The sequence below is a fragment of the Hydrogenophaga aquatica genome (assembly GCF_054780915.1).
Genome location: NZ_BAAGVK010000011.1, coordinates 599,269 through 622,281 on the forward strand (window position 1 = coordinate 599,269; position 23,013 = coordinate 622,281).

The window sequence follows — 23,013 nt, forward strand, 5'->3', positions numbered from 1 at the left end:
GTCTGGCGCGGCGCCCCGGCTTCTGCCGGAAAACGCCGCAGCGGAACCGTTTGTTCCATGCGTTACCTCATCCTGAAATCAAAAAGGCAAAGAGCCACGGTGCCAGCATGGCGCCGTGGTCAGGCCACGCCCGATTTTAGAGGTACGAAGAGTACCGCCTCCAGCACACTGCGTACATACCCTTGCGCCGTGCGGTCAATGACCACCAGGCTCTGCCGCCCGGGACTGAGTTCCGCAGGAGCCACCAGGCGCCCGCCAATGGCCAGCTGGTCAAGCCACGCCTGGGGAATGGCCTCTCCACCTGCCGCAGAAACGATACCTGCGTAAGGCGCCCCGGACGGAAAGCCCAGCATGCCATCCCCAAGGATGAGATGGACATTCGGCAGGCGCAGCGGGCGCAGGTTCTCGCGGGCTTTCTCGTGCAGGCCGCGCAACCGCTCCATGCTGTAAACCTCGGTGGCCAGGTGCGACAACAGCGTCGCCTGGTAGCCGCAGCCGGTGCCGATCTCCAGCACCCTGCCCATGGGCAGGGCACGGGCCTCGCACAGCAGTTCCAGCATCCGCCCCACCACACTGGGCTTAGAGATGGTCTGGCCAAAGCCAATGGGCAGGCTGGTGTCCTCATAGGCCTGGGGCACCAGTGCCGAATCCACAAAACGGTGGCGCTCGACGGTGGCAAAGGCCTGCTGAACGTTCGGGTTCTGCAAACCCTGCGCCACCAGCTTTCGCACCATCGCATGCCTGAACGCCTGGGAATCCAGCCCCGTGCCAGATGCGGCGGGCAAGTCCAAGCCTCCCCTCGCACCAGGGCGTGTCAAAGCGGTGCCTGCCAATGGTTGCGCACGGGCCGCAACCGGTGCAGACGGGGGGACCACAGCCCCCAGCCTTGCCGGGAAAGCAGGACGCGGCCGGACATCGCCCCCTGGGGGCTTGCCTGCTGGCGGTACGTACCGGCTCACCGCGCGTCCGCCCGGCTGGCCGCCGACAACTGGACCGCAGACTGTGCCCAGTAGGCCAGCCGAGAGTGATCGGTCAGGTCGATCTGCAACGGTGTGACCGACACGAACCCTTGGCTGGTCGCGTGGAAGTCGGTGCCCTCGGCATCGTCTTTGGCTGCACCGGCGCCGCCGATCCAGTACATGGTCTCGCCGCGCGGGCTCACCTGCGTGATGACGGGCTCCGCAGCATGGCGCCGACCGAGCCGGGCCACCTTGAAACCCAATATCTCTTCTGCCGGACGGCAGGGAATGTTCACATTCAGCAGCCAGGGCTGAGCCTGCACGCTTTTGGCAGGCGGCACGTGCGACATCACTGACGGCGTCAGGTACCTGACCAGCTCTTGCGCCTTGCCCACAGCCGCATCCAGGTGTCTCCAGCCTTTTTCCGTCTGCGAGAACGCGATGGCCGGCACGCCGAACAGGTAGCCCTCCATGGCGGCGCCCACCGTGCCGGAATAGATGGTGTCGTCTCCCATGTTGGCGCCGTTGTTGATGCCGGAAACGACCAGATCGGGCCTGTAGCCCAACAGCCCTGTCAAAGCGATGTGGACGCAGTCTGCGGGCGTGCCATTCACATAGCGAAATCCATTGGACGCCGTGTGCACGTACAGCGGCGAATGCAGCGTCAGCGCGTTGGACTTCGCGCTGTTGTTCTGCTCTGGCGCCACGACCTCGACCTCACCCAGTTCACACAGGGCTTCGTAGAGCGCACATATGCCAGGGGCCTGGTAGCCATCGTCATTGGACAGGAGAATCTTCATCGCCATCCATTGTAGGGGTGCCTCCGGTCGCCGCCGGGACAAGCCGCGCTGGCCCCGCCCAACCGGGCTGCCTATCATCGCCCTGCATACCCATAACCGATTGAAGGAGACAGCTCATGCAAGCCTGGCTATGCGAAAACCCGATTGGCGTGGAAGCCCTGGAATGGAAGACCCTGCCCATGCCAACGCCAGGGCCCGGCGAGGTGCTGGTCGAAATCAAGGCCGCCAGCCTGAATTTCCCGGATCTGCTGATCGTGCAGAACAAATACCAGATGAAGCCCCCACTGCCGTTTGTGCCCGGCTCGGAGTACGCGGGCACCGTCAAGGCCATGGGAGATGGCGTCACACACCTCAAGGTGGGCCAGGCCGTGGCCTGCCTCAGCGGCACGGGCGGGTTCGCCACCCACACCCTGGCGCCCGCCAGCCTGTGCCTGCCTTTGCCCGGCGGCTTCGACCTGGTGGATGCCGCCGCCTTCATCATGACCTACGCCACCAGCCACCATGCGCTGATGGACCGCGGCGCCCTGCAGCCCGGAGAAACCGTGCTGGTGCTGGGCGCGGCGGGCGGTGTCGGCACCGCTGCCATACAGATCGCCAAACAGGCAGGGGCCAAAGTGATTGCAGCGGCCTCCAGCGAGGAAAAGTGCGACTTGTGCAAACACGCTGGCGCCGACGCCACCATCAACTACAGCCTTCACACGCCGGAGGGCTCGCTGCGCGACCAGATCAAGGCCTTGACCAACGGCAAGGGGCCCGACATCGTGTACGACCCCGTGGGTGGCGCCTTCGCAGAACCCGTGTTCCGGTCCATCGCCTGGCGTGGCCGTTACCTCGTCATCGGCTTCGCGGGTGGCCCCATTCCCAGCCTGCCCATGAACCTGCCCTTGCTCAAGGGCGCGTCGGTGGTTGGGGTGTTCTGGGGCGACTTTGCCAAGCGCGAGCCCAAGGCAAACGCGGCAATGCTTCAATCGCTGGCGGGCTGGTACATGCAAGGCAAGATCAAACCCGTGGTCGAGCAGACCCTGCCCATGAGCGAGCTCAAACAGGCCTACGCCCTGATGGGGCAGCGGCGGGTCAAGGGCAAGCTGGTGCTCGTAAACGCGTGACGACATCACGCCCCCAATGGAATCTTGAGGCGGCTCCGGACTGTTACCTTCGGTCACATCCGGCTGTCGCGCTGGTGCGACAACATTCTTGCCTCAAGCCCTGCCCTCAAAAAATAAGGTCACCCGAAGGTGACCCCGAAAACAACCAGAGAAACCCGGTCAGAACCTGAAGCCCAGCCCGATGGTGTAACCATCGACCTTCAGGCCGCTTTTGTTGAAATACCGCATGTAGTCGGCATTGACCGACATGGCGTTGGTGATCTGGTAGCCCACGCCCACACCGTAGGCAAAATCACCCGACGACCGGGTTCCCGAGAAGCCCGTATTGCTCGCTACAGCCACCTTGCTGTGCGCCCAGCCAGCGCGGCCGAACAGTTCGACGCGTTCACCCAGCTTCACTTTGGGCTTCACGTACAAGCCGTACGTGCTTTTGAGGTCAGCCGCAACGTTGCTGGCGCTGTCGTCATTCAAGCCAAAGCCGACCATGCCCTCGAAGGCCAGGTTGTCGTTGTAGTCCACGCCGACGATGGCGCGCAATGCGTCCGGCTTCGGGGACGCCCCGTTCACCTTGGCCTTGAGACCGCTGTACCCAATCTCACCATACATCCCTTGCGCCTGCGCACCAAGTGCAGCAGCGCCCAGTATCGCCACGGCCAACCATTTACAAGTTTGCATACCAACCTCCAAAAAGCAGTGAGGCAAAACGCCCCAATTCCAATACGAGAAGTCACGCCAATGATTGCTTGGGTTACCCGTCCGCGACCGTTGGCGTGAGGTCACCGTATCACGGGGCTTCTGCCCGACCTACCGAAACAGGGGAATTTGGCTACCATGTGTAACAGCAGCAGTTCATGCCTGAATACATGGGGATGCAGCCCGGAAAACGGGTATGTGCCTTGATGTTTCATGGCAGGAAACACCTGTACCCGGAAAAGCAAAAGGCCCGGTCAAAACCGGGCCTTTTGCTTGCTTTACCTGGGGTGGCTGATGGGACTCGAACCCACGACGACCAGAATCACAATCTGGGACTCTACCAACTGAGCTACAGCCACCGTAGCCTTAAATTATAACGCGATTTTAGGCAGTTTTCACCCTTACTGCGCGCCAGAGGACTCTTTCTTCGGATTGACCTGCACCTTGTAGTGCGCACGCAGGGCTAGCAGATAGGCTTGGGATTCCGCCTGCGTCCACAGCTGACCAAGTTGGCTGCGCTCCTGGGCAGCCGCTTCGGCACTGGGAGCCTCGCGGTCCAGCACGCGGTTGACGCGAATCACCATGTAGCCTTCGTTGCCCAGCTCAACCCCAGTCCAGGCAGCGACACTGGCACCGGCCGGCGCAGACAAGGCAGCCGTCACAGCAGCCACCGGCAGGCCTTGGACGTTGGTGCGGGATATGACGACCGGCGCACGCAACGCGGCGCCATTGGGCTGATCCCGCCAGGCCTGCAGCTTGGCCTTGCCTTCGGCAACAGCCAGCTCGCGGGCACGCTGCTGCTGCAGACGGTCGCGCACCTGGGTCTTCACCTCATCCAGCGGCAGGGTATGCGCCGGGCGATGCGCCACAACGCGGGCGGAAACCAGTTGGTTCTGCCCCGTTTCAACCGCCTCGGTGTTGGCCTTCTGGCGCAGCACGTCTTCAGCGAACACTGCCGAAAGCAGACGGGGCGACGACAGCACAGCATCCTTGCCGGAGGTGGCAGGACCGCTGCGCAGCACACCCTCGGCCTTGCGAACGGCCAAGCCCAGTTTCTGTGCCGCAGGCGCCAGACTGTCACTGTTTTCGTAGACCAGGTTGCTGAAATCCTCGGCATATTCCGCGAAGCGGCGCTGCGCCTGCTGGCGCTTGAAGTCTTCTTCAAGCTTGGGGCGCACAGCCTGGTAGGGCTGGGCGGCGGGACGGCGCACATCGGTCAGCTGGATGATGTGGTAGCCGAAGTCTGTCTCGACCACGCCGGACATCTGCCCCTTTTCCAGGGCAAACACCGCATCTTCGAACGGTTTGACCATGGCGCCGCGAGCGAAGAAGTCGAGGTCACCGCCATTGGCGGCAGAGCCCGGGTCCTGCGAGTTCGCCTTCGCGACTTCGGCGAAGCGGCCAGGGTTCTTCTTGAGTTCTTCCAGAAGCGCCTGCGCACGCGCCTTCACGGCAGCCTTTTGCTCGGCCGAAGCACCTGCATCCACGGTAAGCAGGATGTGGCTGGCACGACGCTGCTCCTGAAGGGCCAGAGACGCGTTGTTCTGCTCGTAGTAGGCGCGCAACTCGTCCTCGCTTGGCCGGATGCTGCGCGACACGGCGTCAAGATCGAGCACGACGTATTCCAGATCAACCAGCTCAGGTGCCTGGAACTGCGCCTGGTTCTCATCGTAATAGCGCTGCACATCCGCATCGCTGATCTGCACCGACGCGGCAAAGTCACGGGGCTGGAACAGTGCGACCTGGACCTCCCGGCGTTCAAAATAGGCGCGCAACGCAGGCTCGGCGGCCCCGGTTGAGACGAAGCCTGACGCGGCAACCCCGTTCGACACCTGGCGGCGCGCAATGTCTGCGCGCACGCTGGCCTCGAACATCTCGGGCGTCATGCCCTGCGCGCGAAGCAGCTCGCGGTAACGCTCGGCATCGAGCGTCCCATCGGCGCGGCGCAGCGCGGCAATGGCGGGGTCCTGGCTGAGCTCACGCGCCAGACGCTGGTCGGATGCAACCATGTGGGCATCCTGCGCAGCAAGCGCCAGGACACGTTCGGTGACCATGCGCTCCAGGGTGCCAAGGCGCGCCTCCTCCGTCTCAAGCAATGAGCGGTCGAGCCCGGGCATCGAGGCCGCCAGGCGGTCGACTTCCCTGCGGTGTGCGGCGTCCCACTCCTGCCGGGATATCTCCAGCTTTCCGACCTTGGCAACCACATCGGTCGATTCGCGGAAACGGCTGTACCCCTCGATACCGAAAAGCACAAAAGAGGGAATGATCAACAACATCAGGAAGCCCATGAGGAACTTCATGTTGTTTCGGAAGTAGTCGAACATACGCTTGTGGCCTGCAACAAAAAAGGCGAACCCCTGTTCGCCTTTTGTGTGGGTGGTGGGTGCTGACGGGGTCGAACCGCCGACCTACGCCTTGTAAGGGCGCCGCTCTACCAACTGAGCTAAGCACCCCACCGAAACTTGTAACCCGTATCTTACTTGATGGCGTCTTTCAACGCCTTGCCAGGACGGAACTTCGGGATTTTAGCCGCTTTGATCTTGATGGCGGCGCCCGTGCGCGGATTGCGCCCGGTACGCGCCGCGCGCTTGGTCACGGAGAATGAGCCAAAGCCCACGAGAGAAACCGTGCCGCCCTTCTTCAAGGTGGTTCGCACCGCGGCCAAAGTTGCTTCCAGCGCACGTGCGGCAGCAGCCTTGGAAATGTCGGCGCTGGCGGCAATGTGATCAACGAGTTCAGACTTGTTCACCGAATATCCCCTCATCAAATGTCGTTTATGGGCCCGAACCGTGCACGGGCAGCCGTGCAACGGCGCAGGGAAATGGATTCTAGGACTGGGGCCCACAGGCTGGGAATGCCCCAGCGCCACACATGGCTGTCAGCCACGTGTCAGGGCTTGCGCGACGGCCCGGCCCAGGTCCTGCGTGGAAGCATTTCCCCCGATATCTGGTGTGCGGGGCCCGCCGCTGGCAGGGTCCAGCACGGTCTCGATCGCCTTCAGCACCGCATCGTGCGCATCGCGGTGCCCCAGGAAGTCGAGCATCATGGCACCGCACCAGATCTGCCCGATGGGGTTGGCAATGTTGCGGCCAGCGATGTCCGGCGCCGAGCCATGCACCGGCTCGAACAGCGAAGGGTATTGGCGGTCGGGGTTGAGGTTGGCGCTGGGCGCGATGCCGATCGTGCCGGTGCAGGCCGGGCCCAGATCGCTCAGGATGTCGCCGAACAGGTTGCTGGCCACCACCACGTCGAAGAAGTCTGGCCGCTGCACGAAGTGCGCGGTGAGGATGTCAATATGGAACTTGTCCACCTTCACGCCTGGGTAGGCCTTGGCCATTTCGATGACGCGCTCGTCCCAGTAGGGCATGGTGATGGCGATGCCGTTGCTCTTGGTGGCACTGGTGAGGTGCTTCTTCGGACGGCTTTGCGCCAGTTCAAAGGCAAATTTCAGCACACGGTCCACCCCCACGCGGGACATCACCGTCTCCTGCATCACGATTTCGCGCTCGGTACCCGGGTACATGCGCCCACCGATGCTGGAATATTCGCCCTCGGTGTTCTCGCGCACGATGTACATGTCGATCTCACCGGGTTGCCTGGGCGAGCCATCACGGCGGACCACCGGCGCCACGATGCCGGGCATGAGCCGTGCGGGGCGCAGGTTCACGTACTGGTCGAACTCGCGCCGGAACAGCAGCAGGGAACCCCAGAGCGAGATGTGATCGGGAATCTTCTCGGGCCAGCCCACGGCACCGAAGTAGATGGCATCGTGCCCGCCGATCTGCTCCTTCCAGTTGTCGGGCAGCATCTTGCCGTGCCTCTCGAAATAGTCCCAACTGGAGAAGTCGAAATGGTCGAACTGCAGATCGATGCCGAAACGGCTGGCCGCCGCCTCCATCACCCTCAGGCCCTCGGGCATGACTTCCTTGCCGATGCCGTCACCGGCGATGACTGCGATGCGCTTCCTGCTCATGTTGGCTCCTCTGAAACTTTGATGGCACGTTGTGGATACCTTTAGCTTAGCCAGAAACCAGGAAATAATTCTTCAATTGATTATTTCCACAGAGGAAACAAATGGAGCGCTCGGACCTTGAGCTGGTACAGGCCATCAGACTGCACGGAAGCATGGCGGGCGCCGCCCAGGGGTTGAGGCTGGCGCCTTCGGTGGTGACCAAGCGCCTGGCAGCGCTCGAGCTGAAGCTGGGGCTTCGGCTCTTTCAAAGGACGACACGGCACGTGAGCCCCACGCCGGAGGGGGAAACCCTTTGCGAGCGCGCTGCCGCCCTGCTCCAGGGTTTCAGGGACGCTGAGGAGGAACTTCGCGAACGCCAGACGGAGCCCGCAGGGCTCATCCGTCTGGCGGCGCCATTTGGCTTTGGCAGACGTTGGCTGGGCCCTGCCATGGCGGCGTTTCAAGAGCGCCACCCCAGGCTGCAAATACAGCTGCAGCTCACCGAAACCTTGCCGGACCTCGCCCGGGAAGGGCTGGATGGCGCGGTATGGCTATGGAATGCGCCAGAACACCGGGCAGCGGAATGGGTGTCGCGGCGGCTTGCCCGCAACCAGCGCTTGCTGGTGGCCGCGCCCCGCTACCTGGCCAAACATGGCACCCCAGCGGCCCCGGACGACCTGGCCAGCCACGCGTGCCTGATCGTGAGAGAGAACGGCAGCGACCCTGGCCAGCGCTTCGACAGCTGGCTGCTCAAAGGCCCTGGCGGGAAACGCTCACGCGTCACCGTGCACGGCCCGCTGTCGAGCAACTCCGGCGAAATGGTGCGCGACTGGTGCCTGGCCGGGCACGGCATCATGCTGCGCAGCCTGTGGGACGTGGCGCCCCTGCTGGCCAGCGGCAGCCTTGTACAGGTGCTGCCCGGACACACCATGCCAGACGCCGACGTGCACTGGCTGGCACCACTGCGCCCGCAGGTGCCACGGCGAATCCGCCTGCTGGTGGAGCACCTTCACCAGAGCTTCCGGCACGAGCCCTGGCGAAACCCGCAGGTCAGCGCGCCGGGGCTCGCACCACCAGGCTCACACCCAGGGCCGTGAGCGCCGTGCCAGCGATGGTCACCACGGTGATGGGTTCGCTGAACAGGAACCAGGCGATGATGGCCGTGCAGGGAGGCACCAGGTACATGAGGCTGGTGACCGAAGCGGCCGCCCCACGCTGGATGAGCATGTACAGCAGCGAGCTGCCACCCAGTGTGAGCCCCAGGACCGACCAGGCCATGGCGCCGACCAGTTCGCCGTTCCAGACCATGCTCTCCGTCTCCAGCCATGCCAGCGGCAAGGTCACGGCAAAAGCCGCAGCCAGCTGAACCGTGTTGGCGCTGCGCACGTCGCAAGGTTTGACGTGACGCTTCTGGTACAGCGTGCCGATGGTGATGCTGAAAAGGGCCAGCACCGCGAACGAAAGGTTCAGCCAGGTTGCCGTGTCACCCGGCCCACCCGCACCGAACTTGCGGGACACCACCAACACCAGGCCGGTGAAGCCCAGCGTCAGCCCCATCCACTGTCGACGCGACACATGGCCACCCGTGGACGAGAGCCAGATGGCAGTCAGCACAGGTTGCAGCCCCACCACCAGCGACGACAACCCCGACCCCATGCCAGCCTTGACGGCCGCCCAGACGCCACCGAGGTATCCGGCGTGCATCAAAACGCCCGTGACGGCCAGATGGAACCACTGCTCGCGGCTCTTGGGCCAGGCCACCTTGGCCACCAGAATCCAGGGCAGGAAGCACAGGATGGACAGCGCGTACCGCCAAGCCAGAAAGGACATGGGTGGCGCATGCGGCATGCCGTAGCGGGCAACGATGAAGCCCGTGCTCCAGATGAGCACGAACACGCCGGGCATGGCGCGCAGCCAGGCGTTGTCAGAAGCGGAACCAGCCATGGAGGGTGACAATGTTTTCAACGCGCCTTGGCCCGGATTTCGGGCAAGGCCTTTTGCAGGTAATAGACCATGGACCACACGGTAAGCACCGCCGCCACCCAAATCAGCACCGTTCCCCACTGGCGAGTGTCGATCAGCCCGAACAGACGGCCGTCGTAGAGCAGGAAAGGAATCGCCACCATCTGCGTGGTGGTCTTGAGCTTGCCGATCATGTGCACGGCCACGCTCTTGTTCGCGCCAATCATGGCCATCCACTCGCGCAGCGCGGAAATGGCGATCTCGCGGCCGATGATGATGAGGGCCACGAACACGTCGGCGCGGCCCAGATGGACCAACACCAGCACGCAGGCGCAAACCAGGAACTTGTCGGCAACGGGGTCAAGGAAGGCGCCGAACGACGACGTCTGGTTGAGGCGGCGGGCCAGGTAGCCGTCGGCCCAGTCGGTGAGCGCGAAGGCCACGAACAGCACGGTGGCCAGCAGGTTCTGCATCTGCAACGTCAACCCCGGCAGGTAGAACACCGCCACGATGAGGGGAATGGCCACGATGCGTGCCCACGTGAACAGTGTTGGCAGATTGAAGAACATGAACGTGATTATGCGTGGACTTCAATGCAGGGCACGGTAGATGGCTTCGGCCAGATCGGCAGAAATGCCCTCCACGGTGCACAGGTCCTCGACACTGGCGTTGGCGACGCCGCGCACGCCGCCAAAACGCTGCAGCAGGCGCGCGCGCTTCTTCGGGCCCACGCCGGGAATGTCCTCCAGCTTGCTGCCACCCGTACGGGCCTTGGCACGCTGGGCGCGCATGCCCGTGATGGCGAAGCGATGAGCCTCATCGCGGATCTGGGCCACCAACATGAGCGCGGCCGAATCGGCGCCCAGGTAGACCTTCTCGCGCCCATCGGCAAACACCAGTTCCTCCAGCCCCACCTTGCGGCCCTCGCCTTTTTCCACGCCGACAATGCGGCCAAGGTCCAGCCCGAGGGTTTCAAACACTTCGCGCGCCACACCCACCTGCCCTTTGCCGCCGTCGATGAGCACGATATCGGGCATGCGGGCGCCGCCAGCCGCCTTGTTCGTGTCGCCGGATTCGCGCAGTGCCTGGGCCAGCTTGCCGTAGCGGCGCTCCAGCACCTGCCGCATGGCGGCGTAGTCGTCGCCAGGGGTGATGCCTTCGATGTTGTAGCGGCGGTACTGGCTGCCTTGCATCTTGTGGCCTTCGAACACCACGCACGACGCCATGGTGGACTCGCCCGCCGTGTGCGAGATATCGAAGCACTCGATGCGCAGGGCATCCAGCGCGTCTTCGGGCAGGTCGAGCGCCTGCGCCAGCGCGCGGGTGCGCGCCTGCTGAGAACCCTCCTCGGACAGCAGGCGGGCCAGCTGAAGGTCGGCATTCTTCTGCGCGAGTTCCAGCCACACACGGCGGTGCTCGCGCGGGTTGAACACGGGGTGCAGGCGCATGCCGCCTTGCTCGCCCAGCAGTTCCAGCAGCCCCGGATCCACTGGCGCCCCCAGGACCAGCACCGGCGGCGGCGCGGCCTGTGTGTAGTGCTGGGCCATGAAGGCTTCCAGCACGCGCTGCTCCACATTGGCGGCATGGGGGGCATGCGGGGCAGCTGTGCCCTCGCCGGCAACCTCAGCGCTGCCAGCATCGGCATCGGCATCGGCGTCCAGTGCCGCCAGCACGGCACCCTCTTCCACATGGGCCGGAAAGTACGGCCGGTCCCCCAGATGGCGGCCGCCGCGCACCATCGCCAGGTTCACGCAGGCGCGCCCGCCATGCACCTTCACGGCCAGGATGTCCACATCCTGGTCACTGGTGCTTTCCATAGCCTGCTGGTGCAGCACGGTGGACAGCGCCTTGATCTGGTTGCGCACTTCGGCCGCCTGCTCGAAGGCCAGCTGCTCGGCGTGGCCCAGCATGCGCTGCTCCAGTTCGTCGAGCACGGTCTGCGTTTCGCCGCGCAGGAAGGCGCTGGCACTGCGCACGTCGGCGGCGTAGTCGGCCGCCGATACGAAGCCCACGCAAGGGCCCGAGCAACGCTTGATCTGGTACAGCAGACAGGGCCGTGTGCGGTGGTTGAATACCGTGTCTTCGCAGGTGCGCAGGCGGAACACCTTCTGCAGCAACTGGATGGTTTCCTTCACCGCCCAGGCATTGGGGTAAGGGCCGAAGTACTGGTGCTTCTTCTCTACCCCACCCCGGTAATACGACATGCGGGGAAAGTGCTCGGGCCGCGCTTGCGGGTCCGCTGCGGCAGGCGACTGTTCAAAAGCTGGCGTCCAGGTGCTGGCGCTCAGGCGCAGGTAGGGGTAGCTCTTGTCGTCCCGAAAGAGAATGTTGAACCGTGGCTGCTGCGTCTTGATGAGGTTGTTTTCCAGCAGCAGGGCTTCGGCCTCGGAGCGCACCACGGTGGTTTCCATGCGCGCGATCTTGCTGACCATGTGGCCGATGCGCGTGCCATCGTGGCTCTTCTGAAAATAGCTGGAGACGCGCTTCTTCAGGTCTCGCGCCTTGCCGACGTACAGCAGCATGCCGGCTGCGTCGAAGTAGCGGTAGACGCCCGGCAGCGATGGCAACGCCGCCACGGCCTTGAGCAACTCTTCAGGATGGGATGCAGTCATGGATATCCGATTGTCGCACCGCGATGGTGCCTTGCAGGCCGGGTGACAATGCAGCCATGCAAGACACACGCGACCTGCCCCGGCTGACCTGGGACATCTTCTGCCATGTGATAGACAACTGGGGCGACCTGGGGGTGTGCTGGCGACTGGCAGCCCAGTTGGCCGAACACGGGCAGCGGGTACGCCTGTGGGCAGACGACAGCGGACCTTTGAGCTGGATGGCACCCGGAGCGCGCGAGGGACGCTGGCCGGGCGTGGAAGTGCATGACTGGCCCCGCGCAGATGCCCATGCCGTCCCGCCACCAGCACCGCCCGGCGACGTGCTGGTAGAGGCCTTTGGCTGCGACATACAACCGCAATGGGTGCAGGCGCTGCAACCAGCCGGTGAAGGCCGCGTATGGCTGAACCTGGAATACCTGAGCGCCGAGGCCTACGTGCAGCGCTGTCATGGCCTGCCGTCACCCGTATTGAGCGGCCCGCTGGCGGGGCGCACGAAATGGTTCTTCTACCCGGGGTTTACAACCGGCACGGGCGGGTTGCTGCGCGAAACGGCGTTGCTGGAGCGCCAGAGCAGCTTCGACCGGGACGCTTGGCTGCGCAGCCAGAACATCGCCAACGGCGGCTCGCCTGTCGTTTCGCTGTTCTGTTACGAGCCGCCCGCCCTGCCCGCCCTGCTCCGCCTGCCCTCGCTGGCCAGCGCGCGCTGGCTGGTGGCGCCAGGCCGCGCGCAGGCGGCATTCAGCCAGGCGGTGGCAACTGGCACCCGCTGCACCGCGCTGCCCCACTTGCCCCAGGCCGGCTTCGACCACCTGCTGTGGGCTTGCGACCTGAACTTTGTGCGGGGTGAGGACTCGCTGGTACGCGCTTTGTGGGCAGGCAAACCCTTTGTCTGGCAGATCTACCCCCAGCACGACGACGCCCACCACGCCAAGCTGGACGCCTTCCTGGACTGGCTGCAGGCCCCGGCCTCGCTGCGCGCCTTCCACCACACGTGGAACGGCATCGACAGCGCCCCCCTGGCGGCGCCCGCGCTGGACGAATGGCACGCTTGCGCCCTGGCCGCCCGCGAACGCCTGTTGAAACAGGACGATCTGCTGACACAGTTGCTGGGCTTTGTCATGGAAAAACGCTAAAATATATGGTTTTGCGAGCCTGCCTAACCGGGTGGACCAGAGCCACACGGTACACGCAGCCGCCCCGCCGCGCGCCTAGGCAGAGTGCCCAGCCCGAGCGGCACAACCCCCTGGAAACACTATGAAAATCGCTCAAGAAATCCGCGCCGGCAACGTGATCATGCATGGCAAAGACCCCATGATCGTCCTGAAGACCGAATACGCCCGTGGCGGCCGTGGCGCGGCCACCGTTCGCATGAAGCTCAAGGGCCTGCTGGGCAACATCGGCACCGAAGTCGTCTTCAAGGCCGACGACAAGATCGACAACATCATCCTCGACAAGAAGGAGTGCACCTACTCCTACTTCGCCGACCCGATGTACGTCTGCATGGACGCCGACTACAACCAGTACGAAGTCGAAGCCGAAAACATGGGCGACGCGCTGAACTACCTGGAAGACGGCATGGCCGTTGAAGTGGTGTTCTACGAAGGCAAGGCCATCTCCGTCGAACTGCCCACCAGCGTCGAGCGCGAAATCACCTGGACCGAGCCCGCCGTGAAGGGCGACACGTCCGGCAAGGTGCTCAAGCCCGCCAAGATCGCCACCGGTTTCGAAGTGGCAGTGCCGCTGTTCGTTTCCCAGGGTGACCGCATCGAAATCGACACCCGCACCGGCGAATACCGCAAGCGCGTCTGAGGATTGCCCTGCGCAACGCCCTGTCAAGAAAGGCTCCTCGGAGCCTTTCTTGCTTTTTGAACCCGAACCGGTGACCCCGCCATGGAATTGCTGGCCCGCATTGCGGACGTTATCGTCCCGGTGTTCTTCATTGTCGGCCTGGGCTACTTCTATGCCCGCAAGGCGCCGCCCGATCTTTCCACCTTCAACCGCATCGCACTCGACGTGCTTGCGCCGGTACTGGTTTATTCGGCGCTGGCCTCACGCGATTTCCGGCTGACGGAACACCTGCCGCTGCTGGTTGGCGGCACCGTCCTCATCCTGGGCAGCGGCCTGCTGGCCTGGCCCCTGGCCCGTTGGATGAAGGCTTCGCCGCGCACACTGGTGCCGGTGGTGATGTTCAACAACTGCGGCAACATGGGATTGCCGCTGGCCCTGCTGGCCTTCGGCCCGTCCAGCTTCGGGGCCGCGGTGGCGCTGTTTGCCATCAGCAACCTTCTGCACTTCTCGCTGGGCGCACGGGTCACCAGTGCTGCCGCGCGAACCCGTGATCTTCTGCTCAGCCCGGTGATGATCGCCACCCTGCTGGGCTTCGTCAGCGCGCTGACCGATGTTCGCCCGCCTGACCTGGCCATGGCAGGCATGAGGATGCTGGGCGACTCGATGCTGCCCATGATGTTGTTTGCCCTGGGGGTTCGCCTGACGTCGCTCACACGATCTGGCATTGCGCTGGGCATGGCCGGGGCACTTGCGCGCCCGCTCATCGGCCTGGCCATTGGCCTGCCCCTGGCCTGGGCACTGGGCCTGGAAGGAGCCGCAAAAGGCCAGCTTCTGCTGTTTGCGGCGCTTCCCCCCGCGGTGATTCAATACATGCTGGCGGAACGCTACCACCAGGAACCCGACAAGGTGGCCGCGATGATTCTGCTGGGCAATGCGCTGGCCGTGATCTTTGTGCCGCTGGCACTCGCAATAGGACTTTGAACCCCGGTACATTGCAAGAGTCCAAATATGGAAGCGTTTCTCTCACTTGGCTTCAACACGGCCTAAACCGACAACCATGCAGAACAACACACACAACCTCCAGGCCAGCCGTCTGGCCGATGCCGCCGTCGAAATGCACCTCATGGGAAACGGCAGCCACCGACTCCAACCCGACGCTTACCGCCTGGCTTTCGCCGACCCCGAATTCCTGCTGCGGCGTGAAACGCGGGGCATCCGCTTCCAGCTTGAGCTGCTCAAGCCGGATCTGGCACAACACTCGCACGGCATCGAGAACACCATCGTCGTCTTCGGCAGCGCCCGGTTTCGTGAACCGGACGAAGCCGAGCGGATTCTGCGCGAGGCCGAATCCAGCGGCGACGCCCTGGCCATACGCAAGGGGCAGGCACTGGTTCGCAACGCACACTATTACGAGAAGTCACGCCGGTTCGCGCAGCTCGTGGCCGACTACAGCTTGAGTTGCCCAAAGACAGACCAGCTGCACATTGCCACCGGTGGCGGCCCTGGGATCATGGAGGCGGCCAACCGCGGGGCGCACGACCGCGGCGCGCTCAACGTGGGCCTGAACATTCTGCTGCCGCACGAGCAGACGCCGAACCCCTACATCAGCCCCGAGCTGTGCTTCAAGTTCCACTATTTCGCGCTGCGCAAGATGCACTTCCTGATGCGCGCGAAGGCACTCGTGGCCTTCCCTGGCGGGTTTGGCACGCTGGACGAGCTGTTCGAAGTGCTGACCCTGGTGCAGTGCAAGAAGGCCAAGCCGGTGCCGATCTTCCTGTTCGGCAGCGACTACTGGAAACGGCTGATCAACTTCGACGTGCTGCTGGAAGAAGGCGCCATCTCGCCTGAAGACCTGGATCTGTTCCAGTACGTGGACGAGGCGGAAGAAGCCTGGGAAGGCATCAAGCGGTTCTACAACCTGCCGGACGCCTGCCAGATAGACTGAGCAGCGGCTTAGTGCCGTTCCGGAACGGCATCACGCGGCACAGGCGCCTTGGAATGCACCTTCAGGTGCAGGGCGGCCTGCGCCATGAGGTTGGCAGACACGGGCGCCGTCACGAACACGAAGAGCGTGATGAGCAATTCCGCAATGCCTGGCCGCCCGTGGGAGAAGGTCACCAGCATCGACGCAATCAGCACGCCGCCAACACCCAGCGTCGACGCCTTGGTGGGTGCATGCAGCCGCATGTAGAAGTCCGGGAAGCGGACCAGGCCGATGGCCCCCACCAGCAGAAAGAAGCATGCCACGAGGATCAGCACCGCCGCGGCGTTTTCCAACCATACCGTCATTTCTCGTCTCCTTCAGACAGTCATTCCACGACGTCGCCGCGCGTCAGATAGCGGGCCAATGCCACTGTAGAGACAAAGCCGAGCATGGCGACAAGCAGCGCCGCCTCGAACAGCAGCTCCGTATCCCAGCGGATATCGAGCAGGATGATCAGCGCGACCATGTTCATGTAGAGGGTGTCCAGGGCCAGCACGCGATCGGCCACCTCCGGGCCCTTGAGCAGCCGCCAGCTGCACAGCACCACGGCCAGAGCCACGGTGACGATGCCGACACTCAGGGCGAAATCCAACAGACTGGTCATGCGACATCCCCTTTGCGTTGAACGGCATCTGCCCTGTCCAGCATGAACGCCTTGATCAGCGGCGCCTCGTACCGGTTCTTCATGTCACTCACCATGGCCGCCGCATCGTCGCAGTTCAGCGCGTGGACCAGGATCTCCCGACGCTGTTCGTCGATGGTCATGGACACCGTGCCGGGCGTGGTTGTGATGATGCTCGCGAAGATCGCGTTGACCCGCGGATGGTCGGTGGCAAGGGGTACCCGCAGCCACGCAGGCTGCGGTTTCTTCATGGAGCCCAGGGTGATGCGCGCGACCGTGATGTTGGAGATGACGATGTCCCAGAGCACCACCAGCATCAGGCGAAGCACCGAAGGCCAGTGCAACCGGCTGGCGTCACCCAGGAACGGCGCCAGCATGCGTGGCACCAGCCACGCGATGAGCAGGGCTGACAGCAGGTGCACCAGCGCCAGGCTGTGCGAGAGCACCAGCCAGGTCACGGCCAGCTGCAGCGACAGCACCGGGTGCGGAAACCATCGGGCTCTGCCGCGAACGGAAACAGTCTGGTTCATTCGGCTTTCTCCTCTTCCATGCCAGCCCCTGGGCTGGCCGCACCTGGCCGCTCCACGGGACCGCGCCTGCCATCGTAAGGCACGGTCGTGCGCACGTCGGCGCCGCCCTGGCGGCCAAGCACCGCGTGCGCATAGGCCGCCTTGTCGGTCAGTTGCTGCGCCGTGGCGTCCGTGTAGCGCTTCACCGGCGCGGCAAAAACGGCCATCGCCACGGTCACACCCATGAAGAACCAGGCGGCCCCCAGCATCTTCACGCTGCAGCCAGAATCATGTCCGTTCACGCCCGGCTGGACATGCCAGAACACGACGACACCGGCCCTGGCCAGGCCGACGATCGTCAGGAAACCCACAACCAGCACAACCGTCCACACCCAGGGCTGGGCCGCAAGACCAGCGGAGCTTTCCAGGATCATGAGCTTGCCCAGGAACCCCGGCAAGGGGGGCAGGCCCGCCGCAGACGCCGCGCCGAAGAGCATCATCACACCCAGCATCACGGGTTCCTTGACTGCCGGGGCGGGCTGGAGCTTGTCGAAGGACGGGCCACGCTGCGAACCCATCAGCTCGACGAAAAGGAAGAGACCGGCGATCACCACCGTGCTGTGCAGGGTGTAGTACAGCGCGGCAGAGAGCGTCTCGGGTGTGAAAAGACCGACACCGGCCAGAATCGTTCCGACGGACGACACCGTGAGGTAGGCCACCAGACGGCTCATCGTGTGCGATGCCAGCGCGCCCAGGACGCCCAGCACGCTGGTGGTCAGCGCCAGCGGAAGCAGCCAGGACGCCGCCGTGAACGAGGCCTCGCCAGCGTCCAGGCCGAAGATGACCCAATGCACGCGGATGATGCTGTAAACCCCCACCTTGGTCATGATGGCAAACAGCGCCGCGACAGGCGCACTGGCCGCCGCGTAGGTGCCCGGCAGCCAGAAGTACAGCGGAACAAGCGCCCCCTTCAAGCCGAACACCACCAGCAGGATCAACGCTGCCGCCTGCGCCAGCAGCAGGGCATCCCCCTGCAGCTTGGCAACGTGCAGCGCGACGTCGGCCATGTTCAGGGTGCCGGTGGTCGAGTAGACCATCGACAAGCCAATGAGGAACAGCCCGGAGGCGGCCAGGTTCAGAACGACGTAGTGCACGCCCATGCGCAGACGCTCACGTCCCTGCCCATGCAGGAGCAGCACGTAGGAGGCGATCAGCAGAACCTCGAAGAAAACGAACAGGTTGAACAGGTCGCCGGTGACGAACGCGCCGCACAGGCCCATCAGCTGGAAGTGGAAGACGGCGTGGAAATGGCGCCCGCGGGTGTCCCAGCCGCCGCTGGCGTACCAGAGGACCGGCAAGGCCACGGTGTAGGTCAGCAGCACCATCAGGGCCGAGAGCCGGTCCAGCACCATCACGATACCGAACGGCGCGGGCCACTCGCCAAGTTCGTAGACCTGCAGGTTGCCGCTGCTGGCACGCCAGACCAGACCTGCAGCCATCACCAGCCCCAGCGTGGCCGAAGCCAGGCTGAGACGGCGGCGCCAGCGCAGGCGTGCGAAGGCATGCCCCCCACCCTGGGCCGACATGCCGTTGTGATCGCCGAGCAGGAGCAGTGTGATAGCGGTGAACGAAGGCAGCAGAACGGCCAACAGGGGCGCATGCTGCGCCCAGAAACCCAAGATGGCGTCCATCAGCCCTGCCCTCCCTGTTTGCGCGGTGCTGCGGTGCGCTCATCGGCAGGCACATAGCCCACGGCATGTCCCGGTTCGTGACCGTCAACGTGATCGCTGCCGCTTTCGTGCCGGCTGCGCAGTGCCAGTTCGATGACGAAACCGGTCGTGGCAAAGCCGATCACGATCGCCGTCAGCACCAGTGCCTGGGGCAAGGGATCGGCCACGAGCTCGTTGCCGACCAGGATGGGGTGGGCATCTGTCCAGAGGCGCCCCATGACGAAGATGAACACGTTCACGGCATACCCCAGCAGTGACAAGCCGAGCACCACCGGAAAGGTCCTGCCACGCAGAAGCAGGTAGATGCCACAGGCCGTCACCAGACCGATGCCGGTGGACAACAGAAATTCCATACTCATGAAGCGCTCCCACGCGAGGCGGCGTTCGCCGACTCTTCCTGGCTGGCGGAACCCAGCACGGAGATGGTCAGCAACGTGCCGCCAACCACCGTGAAATAGACACCTAGGTCAAACATCGCAGCAGACGCGAACGGCAGCTCGCCCAGCAGCGGCACATGCGGGTGCCCGTGCGCACTGGTCAGGAACGGCCTGCCGAACAGGAATGCTGCGGCACCCGTCAGGCCGGCGATGCCAAGGCCCGTGCCAATCCATCTGACGAAGCGGCGCCCGCCTTCGGCCCGGAGGTAGGACTCGGCCTGGCCCTGGCCCATGGCCATGAACTGCAACACCAGTGCGACGGCGGTGATCAGGCCTGCGATGAAGCCACCGCCAGGCATGTTGTGGCCGCGCATGAAGATGTACACGGTGAACACCAGTGCCACCGGCAGGACGACGGACGCCGCCACGCGCAACAGCAGGGGATGACGCGCAAACGTCCAGTTCCGCCCTTGCGTGTCCACCGGCGGGCGGCGTGTCCTCATGCCTTCCATGAGGGCCAGAACGCCGATGGCGGCGATGCCAAGCACCGTGATTTCACCGAAGGTGTCGTACCCCCGGAAGTCCACCAGAATGACGTTGACCACGTTGGAGCCCCCGCCAAGCGGAAGTGCCTGCTCCAGGAAATACCAGGAAATGGAGCTGTGATCGCGGGTGAGCATGACCCACGCGATCCAGGCGATCCCGGCACCGCCAGCCACGGCAAGCGCCGCGTCGCGAAGCTTCCTGCCGCTGGACGACTCGTGCGGCGAATGTTGCGGCAACAGGGCCAGCCCCATCAGCAGCAGGACGGTGGACACCAGTTCAACCGAGAGCTGGGTCAGCGCCAGGTCAGGCGCCGACAGGCTGACGAAAGACAGTGACGTGGCGAGGCCGACCACCCCCACAAGCACCACCGCCTGGAAACGTTTGTGGTGTGTGAGCACAAGCACGACGCAGGTGGCGATCAGCAGGAGCCAGACGGCGATGGCCAGCGGGTTGGCAGGCATCGGCTCACGGCCACCCGCGCCGATCTGGCTGCCCAGCAGCGGTGCCGCGCCCACCACGATGGCCGCGCCGATCATCCACGCAAGGTAGCGTTGCAGTGACCCGCTCTCGAACAGGCTGGACACCCGGCCGGCCATGCCAAAGAGCCCGTCGATCGTGGACTCGAAGATCTGGCGCCCGGTCGCGCGGCCAAACCACGCTTCGGAGCTGATGCGGTGCAGGCGTTTGCCATGGGCCAGCCACGCGTACAACCCCACACCCGCAACCAAAGCTATGGCACTCATCAGCAACGGCAGATTGAAGCCGTGCCAGATGGCCAGGTGGTACTCGGGCAGAGGGCGGCCCACCAGTGCGGTCGCGGCCACATCCACCAGGGGGCCGAACGTGATGGCCGGGAACAGGCCCACCACCACGCACATCGTCACCAGCAGAATGGAAGGCAGCTTCATGCCCAGCGGGGGCTCGTGCGGATGCTGGTTGGGTACGTCGCCCAGGGGACCGTTGAAGTAGGTGTCGTGCACGAACCTCAGCGAATAGGCCACGCTGCAGATGCCAGCCAGGGTGACCGTGACCGGCACGAGCCATCCCCACATGCCCTGCGTGCCAACCACCGCCTCGGTGAAGAACATTTCCTTGGACAGGAAACCGTTGGTCAACGGAACACCCGCCATGGAGGCTGCCGCGACCATGGACAGCGTTGCCGTCCACGGCATGAGCGACCAGAGCCCGCCCAGCTGGCGCATGTCGCGGGAGTGGGTTTCGTGGTCCACGATGCCGGCAATCATGAACAGCGACGCCTTGAACGTGGCGTGGTTGAGCACGTGGAACACAGCGGCCACGGCAGCCAGGGGCGACCCCAGACCGACAAGGAAAGTCACCAGCCCGAGATGGCTGACGGTGGAATAGGCCAGCAGGCCCTTGAGGTCGTGCTTGAAGATGGCGATGAACGCCGCAAACAGCACCGTGACCAGACCGGCAGCGGTGACGAAAGCCTCGAACCAGCCGGAACCGGCGAGCACTGGGTACATGCGCATCAGCAGGAACACACCCGCCTTCACCATGGTGGCGGAGTGCAGGTAGGCCGACACCGGCGTGGGAGCGGCCATGGCGTCCGGCAGCCAGAAGTGGAAGGGGAACTGCGCACTCTTGGTGAACGCACCCAGCAGGATCAGCAACAGCGCGGGAACGAACAGCGGATGCGCCTGGATCTCCGCAGCCCGCCCTGCCATCTCGCTGAGCTCGAAGGTTCCGGCGATCTGCCCGAGCAGGACGAAGCCCCCGAGCATGGCCAGTCCGCCGCCGCCGGTGATCGCCAGTGCCTGGCGGGCGCCACTGCGCGCATCGGGCCGGTGGCTCCAGTAACCCACGAGGAGGAAGGAGGAGACGCTGGTCAGCTCCCAGAAAACCACCAGGACCAGGAGGTTGTCGGACAGCACCACGCCCAGCATGGCCGCCATGAAAAGCATCATGACGGCATAGAACTTGGCGGCCGAGTCCTCGGGGCTGAGGTAGTAGCTGGCGTACAGGATGATCAGCAGGCCGATACCCATGATCAGGCCAGCGAACATGAGCGACAGCCCATCAAGCCGGAAACCCAGGTTCAGGCCGATTTCAGGCACCCAGGGCAGGAACTCGACCAGGGTCTGACCACTCATGACACCTGGAGCCTGCGAAAGCAGCAGGCCCAGGCTCGTGGCGGTGACGGCCGCCGCCGCCATGGCGGTGAGGGGGCGGGAGCGGGAACCCAGCCACCAGGTGGCCAGCGTCCCCAGCACGAGGGGAAGTAAAACAATCAGCAGCAGCACGGCGTCTCTTGGGGTTGTCGTAGTGAATCGTGCGCGCGAGGCACACCGCGACCGCCCGGGCGGCGGGAGAAGGCAGCGCCGATTGTAGTGAAGCCGGGAGCCCCCTCTTCCGGCAGCACCCGGACGGGGGGTGGAGAGCGAGGTTTCCCGGCCCTTGCCTCGCTCAGGCGCCTCCTGCCGGAGGCTCGCCCACCAGCGGCGCCTGGCTCACGCCGGCCTCGTTGCCCGCCTCACGCACGGCTGCGCGAGCGAGCAGATGGGACGCCACGGGCAACGTCGCCAAAAGAAAACCCAGCACGAGCAGCAGGCGCCAGGTCCAGCCGCTGTCACCCACCGCCAGCATGGCCCCCAGACACACCAGTGCGAGCGCCAGGGTTCCGGCCTTGGTGGCGGCGTGCTGCCGGGCAAGCGCGTCGGGCAAAACAATCACGCCCCAGGCGGCCAGGACCAGGAGCAGCGTCCCGGCCACCAGTAACAAGGCTGCCAGCACGCTCATGACCGCCCCCCCTGGTCAACCAGCCGGGCCCACCCGACAGTAGCCACGAAACCCACCACGGCCAGTCCGATGGCCACGTCGAGGAAGACGGTCCGGCCGGTGTTCAACGACGCGGCGATGCACAGCGCGATGGCCGCCGCCAGGAATATGTCGAGCGCAACAATGCGGTCCGCGTGCCGGGGCCCGCGCACCAGTCGAACAGTTGCCAGGGCCGTGGCCAGCACGGAGCCAAGCACCAGCAGGATGGTTGCAGCCTGGATCATGCGTGTTCTCCGAAGAGTGCCACCAGCCCGGGCTCGAAATCGCGCCGTATGCCCTCTACCAGGGCGTCCGTGTCGGACGCGTCCAGCACGTGCAGCAAAAGTTCTTTCCTGTCCATGTCGATGTCCAGCGTTGTGGTGCCGGGGGTGAGCGTCACCATGCAACCCAGAAGGGCCGCGCCCTGTGCGCTCATGGGCGCGAACCGCACGCGCAGGAAGGCAGCGGGCGGAGGGCGGCGCTCGCCGGTGCTGGCGCGCACGATGACCACCACCGTCTGCAGGCCGGACACCATGACCGCCTTCAGAAACCGCAGCGCAAGGAGCACCGCGGCAAGCACTTTTCCAGGCATTCT

Annotated in this window: 24 protein-coding genes and 2 tRNA genes; 6 read left to right on the top strand and 20 right to left on the bottom strand. The window is 64.5% G+C overall.

The window, feature by feature from the left end; genetic code table 11:
• Nucleotides 1-119 precede the first annotated feature (119 nt).
• Nucleotides 120-959, bottom strand: a complete 840-nt coding sequence (locus ACYVHH_RS10215) for a protein-L-isoaspartate(D-aspartate) O-methyltransferase (protein ID WP_460565033.1) — start codon at nt 957-959, stop codon at nt 120-122.
• Nucleotides 956-1,759, bottom strand: coding sequence for a 5'/3'-nucleotidase SurE (surE, locus tag ACYVHH_RS10220; RefSeq protein WP_460565034.1), 804 nt, complete (start codon nt 1,757-1,759; stop codon nt 956-958). The genes ACYVHH_RS10215 and surE overlap by 4 nt, the downstream gene beginning before the upstream one ends.
• 116 nt (nt 1,760-1,875) lie before the next feature.
• On the opposite strand from surE, the gene ACYVHH_RS10225 reads away from it, so the two are divergent.
• Nucleotides 1,876-2,865, top strand: a complete 990-nt coding sequence (locus ACYVHH_RS10225) for an NADPH:quinone oxidoreductase family protein (protein WP_460565035.1) — start codon at nt 1,876-1,878, stop codon at nt 2,863-2,865.
• A 159-nt stretch (nt 2,866-3,024) separates the two neighbouring features.
• Here ACYVHH_RS10225 and ACYVHH_RS10230 read toward each other — a convergent pair whose 3' ends face one another.
• From ACYVHH_RS10230 to ACYVHH_RS10255, 6 genes are all read right to left on the bottom strand, one after another.
• A complete protein-coding gene (locus ACYVHH_RS10230) occupies nt 3,025-3,540 on the bottom strand; it encodes a porin family protein (protein WP_460565036.1) in 516 nt (171 codons plus the stop codon).
• A gap of 301 nt (nt 3,541-3,841) precedes the next feature.
• Nucleotides 3,842-3,917, bottom strand: a tRNA-His gene (locus tag ACYVHH_RS10235).
• A 42-nt stretch (nt 3,918-3,959) separates the two neighbouring features.
• Nucleotides 3,960-5,882 carry a SurA N-terminal domain-containing protein gene (locus ACYVHH_RS10240; protein ID WP_460565037.1) on the bottom strand — a complete coding sequence of 641 codons (1,923 nt, stop codon included), beginning with the start codon at nt 5,880-5,882 and terminating at the stop codon, nt 3,960-3,962.
• Between the two features lie 53 nt (nt 5,883-5,935).
• Nucleotides 5,936-6,011: transfer RNA gene (locus ACYVHH_RS10245), tRNA-Val, on the bottom strand.
• Nucleotides 6,012-6,034: 23 nt separating this feature from the next.
• Nucleotides 6,035-6,307, bottom strand: coding sequence for an HU family DNA-binding protein (locus tag ACYVHH_RS10250; protein WP_460565038.1), 273 nt, complete (start codon nt 6,305-6,307; stop codon nt 6,035-6,037).
• A 129-nt stretch (nt 6,308-6,436) separates the two neighbouring features.
• Nucleotides 6,437-7,531 (bottom strand): tartrate dehydrogenase, encoded by a 1,095-nt coding sequence (locus ACYVHH_RS10255; protein WP_460565039.1) that lies wholly within the window; start codon nt 7,529-7,531, stop codon nt 6,437-6,439.
• Nucleotides 7,532-7,632: 101 nt separating this feature from the next.
• Between ACYVHH_RS10255 and ACYVHH_RS10260 the strand changes: the two genes are divergently transcribed.
• Nucleotides 7,633-8,607: a LysR family transcriptional regulator gene (locus ACYVHH_RS10260; RefSeq protein ID WP_460565040.1), complete on the top strand. Its 975-nt coding sequence runs from the start codon at nt 7,633-7,635 to the stop codon at nt 8,605-8,607.
• Here the strand turns inward: ACYVHH_RS10260 and ACYVHH_RS10265 are convergent.
• The 3 genes from ACYVHH_RS10265 to uvrC are packed head-to-tail and all read right to left on the bottom strand — an operon-like array spanning nt 8,561 to nt 12,084.
• The gene (locus ACYVHH_RS10265) at nt 8,561-9,454 is read right to left on the bottom strand and encodes a DMT family transporter (protein WP_460565041.1); all 894 of its coding nucleotides are present in this window, start codon (nt 9,452-9,454) and stop codon (nt 8,561-8,563) included. The genes ACYVHH_RS10260 and ACYVHH_RS10265 overlap by 47 nt on opposite strands.
• Nucleotides 9,455-9,471: 17 nt before the next feature.
• Nucleotides 9,472-10,041, bottom strand: coding sequence for a CDP-diacylglycerol--glycerol-3-phosphate 3-phosphatidyltransferase (pgsA, locus tag ACYVHH_RS10270; protein WP_460565042.1), 570 nt, complete (start codon nt 10,039-10,041; stop codon nt 9,472-9,474).
• A gap of 21 nt (nt 10,042-10,062) precedes the next feature.
• A complete protein-coding gene (gene uvrC, locus ACYVHH_RS10275) occupies nt 10,063-12,084 on the bottom strand; it encodes an excinuclease ABC subunit UvrC (protein ID WP_460565043.1) in 2,022 nt (673 codons plus the stop codon).
• A gap of 56 nt (nt 12,085-12,140) precedes the next feature.
• On the opposite strand from uvrC, the gene earP reads away from it, so the two are divergent.
• From earP to ACYVHH_RS10295, 4 genes are all read left to right on the top strand, one after another.
• Complete coding sequence (gene earP, locus ACYVHH_RS10280) at nt 12,141-13,217, top strand: elongation factor P maturation arginine rhamnosyltransferase EarP (RefSeq protein WP_460565044.1); 1,077 nt, start codon at nt 12,141-12,143, stop codon at nt 13,215-13,217.
• A 121-nt stretch (nt 13,218-13,338) separates the two neighbouring features.
• Nucleotides 13,339-13,893 carry an elongation factor P gene (gene efp, locus ACYVHH_RS10285; RefSeq protein WP_460565045.1) on the top strand — a complete coding sequence of 185 codons (555 nt, stop codon included), beginning with the start codon at nt 13,339-13,341 and terminating at the stop codon, nt 13,891-13,893.
• Between the two features lie 81 nt (nt 13,894-13,974).
• Nucleotides 13,975-14,853, top strand: a complete 879-nt coding sequence (locus ACYVHH_RS10290; RefSeq protein WP_460565046.1) for an AEC family transporter — start codon at nt 13,975-13,977, stop codon at nt 14,851-14,853.
• 76 nt (nt 14,854-14,929) lie between these two features.
• Nucleotides 14,930-15,817 carry an LOG family protein gene (locus ACYVHH_RS10295; RefSeq protein ID WP_460565047.1) on the top strand — a complete coding sequence of 296 codons (888 nt, stop codon included), beginning with the start codon at nt 14,930-14,932 and terminating at the stop codon, nt 15,815-15,817.
• Nucleotides 15,818-15,825: 8 nt separating this feature from the next.
• Here the strand turns inward: ACYVHH_RS10295 and ACYVHH_RS10300 are convergent, their stop codons facing one another.
• The 9 genes from ACYVHH_RS10300 to ACYVHH_RS10340 form a co-directional block, all read right to left on the bottom strand.
• On the bottom strand, nt 15,826-16,161 hold the full coding sequence (locus tag ACYVHH_RS10300) for a Na+/H+ antiporter subunit G (protein ID WP_460565048.1): 336 nt from the start codon (nt 16,159-16,161) through the stop codon (nt 15,826-15,828).
• 20 nt (nt 16,162-16,181) lie between these two features.
• On the bottom strand, nt 16,182-16,460 hold the full coding sequence (locus ACYVHH_RS10305; protein WP_460565049.1) for a K+/H+ antiporter subunit F: 279 nt from the start codon (nt 16,458-16,460) through the stop codon (nt 16,182-16,184).
• A complete protein-coding gene (locus ACYVHH_RS10310) occupies nt 16,457-17,008 on the bottom strand; it encodes a Na+/H+ antiporter subunit E (RefSeq protein WP_460565050.1) in 552 nt (183 codons plus the stop codon). The genes ACYVHH_RS10305 and ACYVHH_RS10310 overlap by 4 nt, the downstream gene beginning before the upstream one ends.
• Nucleotides 17,005-18,678: a monovalent cation/H+ antiporter subunit D gene (locus ACYVHH_RS10315; protein ID WP_460565051.1), complete on the bottom strand. Its 1,674-nt coding sequence runs from the start codon at nt 18,676-18,678 to the stop codon at nt 17,005-17,007. The genes ACYVHH_RS10310 and ACYVHH_RS10315 overlap by 4 nt, the downstream gene beginning before the upstream one ends.
• Nucleotides 18,678-19,076, bottom strand: a complete 399-nt coding sequence (locus ACYVHH_RS10320; RefSeq protein ID WP_460565052.1) for a Na+/H+ antiporter subunit C — start codon at nt 19,074-19,076, stop codon at nt 18,678-18,680. The genes ACYVHH_RS10315 and ACYVHH_RS10320 overlap by 1 nt, the downstream gene beginning before the upstream one ends.
• Nucleotides 19,073-21,904, bottom strand: a complete 2,832-nt coding sequence (locus tag ACYVHH_RS10325) for a monovalent cation/H+ antiporter subunit A (protein WP_460565053.1) — start codon at nt 21,902-21,904, stop codon at nt 19,073-19,075. Before ACYVHH_RS10325 ends, ACYVHH_RS10320 begins: the two co-directional genes overlap by 4 nt.
• A gap of 163 nt (nt 21,905-22,067) precedes the next feature.
• Nucleotides 22,068-22,400 (bottom strand): cation:proton antiporter, encoded by a 333-nt coding sequence (locus ACYVHH_RS10330; RefSeq protein WP_460565054.1) that lies wholly within the window; start codon nt 22,398-22,400, stop codon nt 22,068-22,070.
• Nucleotides 22,397-22,663, bottom strand: a complete 267-nt coding sequence (locus tag ACYVHH_RS10335) for a monovalent cation/H+ antiporter complex subunit F (RefSeq protein ID WP_460565055.1) — start codon at nt 22,661-22,663, stop codon at nt 22,397-22,399. Before ACYVHH_RS10335 ends, ACYVHH_RS10330 begins: the two co-directional genes overlap by 4 nt.
• Nucleotides 22,660-23,010, bottom strand: coding sequence for a Na+/H+ antiporter subunit E (locus ACYVHH_RS10340; RefSeq protein WP_460565056.1), 351 nt, complete (start codon nt 23,008-23,010; stop codon nt 22,660-22,662). Before ACYVHH_RS10340 ends, ACYVHH_RS10335 begins: the two co-directional genes overlap by 4 nt.
• Nucleotides 23,011-23,013: the final 3 nt, after the last annotated feature.

Bases quoted from the DNA above. Each gene is read 5' to 3' on its own strand.
- surE (WP_460565034.1), bottom strand. From the start codon at position 1,759: ATGAAGATTCTCCTGTCCAATGACGATGGCTACCAGGCCCCTGGCATA.
- ACYVHH_RS10225 (WP_460565035.1), top strand. From the start codon at position 1,876: ATGCAAGCCTGGCTATGCGAAAACCCGATTGGCGTGGAAGCCCTGGAA.
- ACYVHH_RS10230 (WP_460565036.1), bottom strand. From the start codon at position 3,540: ATGCAAACTTGTAAATGGTTGGCCGTGGCGATACTGGGCGCTGCTGCA.
- ACYVHH_RS10240 (WP_460565037.1), bottom strand. From the start codon at position 5,882: ATGTTCGACTACTTCCGAAACAACATGAAGTTCCTCATGGGCTTCCTG.
- ACYVHH_RS10255 (WP_460565039.1), bottom strand. From the start codon at position 7,531: ATGAGCAGGAAGCGCATCGCAGTCATCGCCGGTGACGGCATCGGCAAG.
- ACYVHH_RS10260 (WP_460565040.1), top strand. From the start codon at position 7,633: ATGGAGCGCTCGGACCTTGAGCTGGTACAGGCCATCAGACTGCACGGA.
- ACYVHH_RS10265 (WP_460565041.1), bottom strand. From the start codon at position 9,454: ATGGCTGGTTCCGCTTCTGACAACGCCTGGCTGCGCGCCATGCCCGGC.
- pgsA (WP_460565042.1), bottom strand. From the start codon at position 10,041: ATGTTCTTCAATCTGCCAACACTGTTCACGTGGGCACGCATCGTGGCC.
- uvrC (WP_460565043.1), bottom strand. From the start codon at position 12,084: ATGACTGCATCCCATCCTGAAGAGTTGCTCAAGGCCGTGGCGGCGTTG.
- earP (WP_460565044.1), top strand. From the start codon at position 12,141: ATGCAAGACACACGCGACCTGCCCCGGCTGACCTGGGACATCTTCTGC.
- efp (WP_460565045.1), top strand. From the start codon at position 13,339: ATGAAAATCGCTCAAGAAATCCGCGCCGGCAACGTGATCATGCATGGC.
- ACYVHH_RS10290 (WP_460565046.1), top strand. From the start codon at position 13,975: ATGGAATTGCTGGCCCGCATTGCGGACGTTATCGTCCCGGTGTTCTTC.
- ACYVHH_RS10295 (WP_460565047.1), top strand. From the start codon at position 14,930: ATGCAGAACAACACACACAACCTCCAGGCCAGCCGTCTGGCCGATGCC.
- ACYVHH_RS10300 (WP_460565048.1), bottom strand. From the start codon at position 16,161: ATGACGGTATGGTTGGAAAACGCCGCGGCGGTGCTGATCCTCGTGGCA.
- ACYVHH_RS10305 (WP_460565049.1), bottom strand. From the start codon at position 16,460: ATGACCAGTCTGTTGGATTTCGCCCTGAGTGTCGGCATCGTCACCGTG.
- ACYVHH_RS10310 (WP_460565050.1), bottom strand. From the start codon at position 17,008: ATGAACCAGACTGTTTCCGTTCGCGGCAGAGCCCGATGGTTTCCGCAC.
- ACYVHH_RS10315 (WP_460565051.1), bottom strand. From the start codon at position 18,678: ATGGACGCCATCTTGGGTTTCTGGGCGCAGCATGCGCCCCTGTTGGCC.
- ACYVHH_RS10320 (WP_460565052.1), bottom strand. From the start codon at position 19,076: ATGAGTATGGAATTTCTGTTGTCCACCGGCATCGGTCTGGTGACGGCC.
- ACYVHH_RS10330 (WP_460565054.1), bottom strand. From the start codon at position 22,400: ATGAGCGTGCTGGCAGCCTTGTTACTGGTGGCCGGGACGCTGCTCCTG.
- ACYVHH_RS10335 (WP_460565055.1), bottom strand. From the start codon at position 22,663: ATGATCCAGGCTGCAACCATCCTGCTGGTGCTTGGCTCCGTGCTGGCC.
- ACYVHH_RS10340 (WP_460565056.1), bottom strand. From the start codon at position 23,010: ATGCCTGGAAAAGTGCTTGCCGCGGTGCTCCTTGCGCTGCGGTTTCTG.